The following is a 550-nucleotide window of genomic DNA, read 5'->3' on the forward strand; positions in this document are numbered from 1 at the left end:
CCCGGTGGGTATGGCTGAAGGACTGTTTGGCCCAGCGTTTTACCGGGACGTGGCCCGGATCTTGCAACCGGCGGGGGTGCTGACGACCCAAACCGAGTCCCCCTTTGACCGGCTGTTTCAAAAGACCATCCAGGCAGCCCACCAGTGCCTGCGCCAGCTTTTTCCCGTTGTGGCGATGTATTTGGCGTTTATTCCCTCCTACCCGACCGGCATGTGGTCCTTTACGCTGGCCAGCAAACAACGTCATCCGGTGCAGGACTTTGACCCCCAGCGGGCGGCATCCCTGGCTCCCCAACTGCGCTATTACAACGCCGACATTCATCGCGCGGCGTTTGCCCTACCGACGTTCGTGCGACAACAACTGGAAAATCGCGGCGATTGAACAGCCCCATTTCTGCTTTACTAGGAAGCGGAACCCTTCATTCCCCGGAAATCCCGTGTTACCTGCTCAGCCACTGGATGCTCCCTTGAGCCTGTGGGAGGGAGTTGCCGCTGTTGGGGTTTTGATGATGCACGCTGACGAGGACCTGGCCTCTGAAGAACAAGAGGC

At 59.1% G+C, this 550-nt stretch carries 1 protein-coding gene; it reads left to right on the top strand.

Features of this window, described 5'->3' with window-relative positions; genetic code table 11:
* On the top strand, positions 1-382 hold a 382-nt coding region (locus NZ585_15115), incomplete at its 5' end, for a polyamine aminopropyltransferase (protein ID MCS7081358.1).
* Positions 383-550: the final 168 nt, after the last annotated feature.

Origin of the sequence: Chloracidobacterium sp. (assembly GCA_025057975.1) — a bacterium.
Taxonomy (GTDB): domain Bacteria; phylum Acidobacteriota; class Blastocatellia; order Chloracidobacteriales; family Chloracidobacteriaceae; genus Chloracidobacterium.